This window comes from Lentimicrobium sp. S6, assembly GCF_013166635.1.
Taxonomy (GTDB): domain Bacteria; phylum Bacteroidota; class Bacteroidia; order Bacteroidales; family UBA12170; genus UBA12170.
Genome location: NZ_JABKBZ010000271.1, coordinates 1 through 568, shown reverse-complemented (window position 1 = coordinate 568; position 568 = coordinate 1). Strand labels below are relative to the sequence as shown.

The window sequence follows — 568 nt, the reverse complement described above, 5'->3', positions numbered from 1 at the left end:
GTCATGATTTTACATCTGTAGGCACCTATGAAATTATCCTCATAGTAGAGGATGGCAATGGATGTAGCGATAGCGATACCACTTTGATCGTAGTAGAACCTGCTCCCGTGGCCGACTTTAGAGCCGATTCGGTTTGCTTTGGTGAAGTGACCCACTTTGTGGATATGAGTTTTTCTAGTGGTCAGCCTATCAATAGCTGGTTCTGGGAGTTTGCAGATGGGAACACCAGTTCCGATGCCAATCCAAATCATACCTACGCTGCTCCTGGCACCTACGATGTGATACTTGTGGTAGAAACTGATGCAGGCTGTTCCCATGAAATCGTAAAAACGGTGAAAGTACATTATCTCCCTACTGCCAATTTCGAATGGCAAGGAGGACTCAGCTGCGAAGGAGACACCACTCGCTTTACCGACCTGTCTTCTTCCACCGGAAGTGGAGTCATAGATACCTGGAGCTGGAACTTTGGAGACGGGAATACCAGTAGTCTTCAGAATCCAAACCACCTTTATACTAACACGGGTAATTATCCAGCAACCTTAACAGTAACCGATATCAATGGCTGCGA

At 46.5% G+C, this 568-nt stretch carries 1 protein-coding gene; it reads left to right on the top strand.

Annotated features, from left to right (window positions below; all coding sequences use genetic code 11):
- The coding region (locus tag HNS40_RS22685; RefSeq protein WP_172284980.1) for a PKD domain-containing protein at positions 1-568 on the top strand (568 nt) is incomplete at both ends.